Source organism: Myroides pelagicus (assembly GCF_009711055.1).
Lineage (GTDB): Bacteria > Bacteroidota > Bacteroidia > Flavobacteriales > Flavobacteriaceae > Flavobacterium > Flavobacterium pelagicum.
Window position 1 is genome coordinate 1 of the sequence record NZ_WMJY01000070.1, and the last position, 3,427, is coordinate 3,427.

The window sequence follows — 3,427 nt, forward strand, 5'->3', positions numbered from 1 at the left end:
ATATCAATTGCTTTAGTTTTTTGTCGTGTACTTAGAAAAAAATGTTAATCGAAAAAGTCAATATTGATAAGTGCTAGGACGTTGTTTGTGCGTTGTCTAGATAAGCGTGTCTTTAGTTATACTATTTAACATAAACAATAAAAGGGGACCAGAAGTCTCCTTTTCTTATTACAAGTGAATTAGTTAATCCGCTTAAAGCATATAAAAAGTTTGTTTTATTCTTAGGGAAAATCTCCTGTTAAAGATGCTTTTAAAGCTGCTAAATGAATGTCTTTAACATGAAATGTAAAATTACAATATTATACTCAATTAACAGTAAGGTTTTAAGCTCTTTTATTTTTTTAACATTAATTATTTCCGCTATCTTGTTTAAATGTAAAAAATAGTTTAAAATTTTCTGTTTGTTGTCAATCTTTAAATGGTAATGTTTAGTTAAAGTAATCTTAAAGTTAAAGTGATTGATTTTTGAGTTTGTCAGTAATTTATTATATTTATTGTGAAAGAATTAAATAATGATAAATTTACTTGATGACTATTAGATTTGTGTTTATTTTATTTTTTTTTGGAAGTGTATTTTTGTTAAATGTAAAGGAGTTTTAGGATTTTTTAAAAATAGAAATTTAGTAATTGAATCATTCGCGAAATTGCGTGAATTAATATTTAGTTTATTTTAATTGTTACTTAAAGTACTTTGTAGGCCTCATCTTTAAAATATTGATAGAATAGTTAGTATGATTTTACCATGCGAAGATGAAGGTGTTGGAGAGGTGTATCAGGATACACCTCTTTTTTTGTGTTTATACGCGAGTCGTGTTAGTCTAATTCTTTGGTTAGGTAATGAGAAACGTGCCCCTTTGGTCTATCATTGATTGTGGCGATGTGATTATACCCTGCCTTTTCATAAAATGGCTTAGCTTGCCAGCTCGTTGTTTCGACCAAAGCCTTTTGACAATCGTGCTTCGGGGCAAACTGTTCTGTTTGTTTGAGCAATTGTTGTCCCATACCTTGTCCTCGGTAGTTTTGATCGAGCCATAGTAGTTTGATGTGTAGTGTGTTCCAGTAACAAGTGGCGCGTATGCCGCCGATTACTTCGCCTTCTTGGTTTCTAGCAAAGGCAAAAAACTTTACTTCTGCTTCGATGGGTTCTAAATCAGGAATCATTGCTTGATTAAAGTTGACAATTCCTTGACTAATGTGTTTTGAGTCTTTTGGGTCTGGTGTTTGAGTAATCTCTATGCTGATAGTGTTCATTTGATGTGATGCTGTGTTTTAAAAAAACTAAAGTACAAAAAAACGGATATCATCTATTATTTAAATAGTGTAGGTACAACTGTTTTTCATGTTGTTATAGTTTTTTTACTGTTCGCTTTTTGTCCTTTTTATTTGATTTAATAAAATTAGTTTGAGGTTTACCGAACTGATTAAGATCAATGAGAGTCAAGGGTTTCGAGTCTTGTTGTAGCGTTCTTCCATACTTGTTCGGAAAAACAGGCAAAAATGAGGGGCTATTCTCCAAACAAGTATGAGAGAAGTGTAGGATAAAAGCGTGTAAATACTGGGGTTGGCGTTAATATTAAGGTAAATGAAAGTTTGAAAAATATCGCGTACAGCGAATTTTAATCTTAATTTTGATTGGTGTTTTTTACACTAAAAACAGGAGTTTGTTTTTAGTTTGAATAGTGTAAATTAATCAAGCTGTAGGTAGGTTTATCTCTTGATTTCTAATTAAGTATACGAATAATATTTAGTTATGCAAGAGGGGTGGTATTGTTTTGAAATCAGCGGTTGTCTATTGTGTTAAGTTTTAGCTTTCGTTACTGTTTTTGGGGCTTATTGTCAAATAAATAATGTATTTTAGCCAAGTAACTTACTGGATATATGATGTCTTGAGAATAATATCGGGGGCGATAGATATCTCATGTTCGGTGTATAAAACCAAATAAGATGATTAAAAAATTAGTGAGTTTCGCATTTCTTTTATCTAGCTTTCTGGTTCAGTCGCAGGAATTAAAGGATTTGATTAAAGAAGATTTTTCGACCAATGATCGATCTTGGCGTACGACAGATTTTGGCGCTTATGATGCTCGTGTGGTTGATGGTTATTACTATATTACCAATAAAACTGATGGTGCGGAGGGTGTATGGACCTATCTAGATGAGGAAGATATAAGTAATCTTGAGATGTATATGATTGCAGCTCAGTTTGCAGTACGACCCCAGGGAGATGCTACTACTGCATTTTTTACGGGAGTCTATTTGATGAATAATGACTATAAGTACAGCGACTTTAGACCAGAGGAGCACAAAGGTGCGGTTATCGGTGTCACTAGGGATAATGGCAAGTATTGGCTTTATGTAAAAGTTAGAAAAAAAGGAAAGGTTGCTCTAATAGCACCTATTGATAAAGCAGTTTTGAACAAAGATGTGATCTTGAAGATTTTGGTAAGTAATGTGGATAAGCAAATACTCATTTATTTAAATGATGTACAGTACGGGGCACTTCCGTTTGGCTTATACGATTTGCAAAAGGTAGGTTTTTACCTAAAGGGCAAGGCGGCATTGAGGGCTAAGGGAATCGCTGTTCGATTATATAAGGGGAAGGTGGATTCGCCTTACGATATGTTTGATTATTATTTCGATGGAAAAAAGAACATGATTTTTAGGCGTGGATGGGAGTTTTCGAAGTCTATAAATAAACTCGTACCTGAATTTTTGATGAGAGATGACTTAGAGCATTTATCTCAAGAGCAAATCAGTAATTTATTGAAAGAAGATAGTTCTATTTCGCGCATTGACTCGAAGTCTTTGACTAATGGGTTTGTTTATAGATTTTTTTATAAGGAAGAGCTTGATGTTGAATTAATTAAGCGTGGTTCGGCCTTCAGGGCAGAATTAATTTTCGAAGATGATGAAAAACGAAAGGAGTTTACTGAGACATATACCGATATAAAGGATATGGAGCTTATCTATCCCGACACAAAGAGCGAGTATCGTTTGTATTATTGGAAAGGGACAGATAAGGGGGTTGAGGATGCAAATGTCAAAGGTAGTACTGTAATTATTCACTATAGTAAGTAAAGAATAGGAGTGGTATTGTCTGTGGTGAAAAGCTGGTGGGTCTAGTTTCAAAAGGCTGAACACTATGCTTTTTGTTGTTTTTTTTAGTGTGGCATATCTACCGGTGGTCTTTTTGCTTAGAGGTGATTTAGGGCTTTTGCGAAGGCATAAAAAGAGAGAAGTTGATTTGGATTATAAATCTGCAAAATAATTACCGAATAATTGGGGTAAGAAAGATCAGCCTAATTATGTGTATGGTTGGAAATATTTTAGGAAGGGCTGTCGAGCGAATCACAAAGATGATGAGACAATTACTGTTTTTTATAGTTATTAAAGATATAAGGGGAGGTCAGAAGATCTTCCCTTTTTG

At 33.7% G+C, this 3,427-nt stretch carries 2 protein-coding genes; one reads left to right on the top strand and one right to left on the bottom strand.

The features are described from left to right. Positions 1-813: 813 nt before the first annotated feature. The gene (locus GJV77_RS14480) at positions 814-1,251 is read right to left on the bottom strand and encodes a GNAT family N-acetyltransferase (RefSeq protein ID WP_155037044.1); all 438 of its coding nucleotides are present in this window, start codon (positions 1,249-1,251) and stop codon (positions 814-816) included. A 693-nt stretch (positions 1,252-1,944) separates the two neighbouring features. Between GJV77_RS14480 and GJV77_RS14485 the strand changes: the two genes are divergently transcribed. Next, positions 1,945-3,078: a hypothetical protein gene (locus GJV77_RS14485; protein ID WP_155037045.1), complete on the top strand. Its 1,134-nt coding sequence runs from the start codon at positions 1,945-1,947 to the stop codon at positions 3,076-3,078. Positions 3,079-3,427: the final 349 nt, after the last annotated feature.

What these genes read in the sequence shown, in the direction of transcription:
- GJV77_RS14480 (WP_155037044.1), bottom strand. Translation starts at nt 1,251, where the DNA reads ATGAACACTATCAGCATAGAGATTACTCAAACACCAGACCCAAAAGAC.
- GJV77_RS14485 (WP_155037045.1), top strand. Translation starts at nt 1,945, where the DNA reads ATGATTAAAAAATTAGTGAGTTTCGCATTTCTTTTATCTAGCTTTCTG.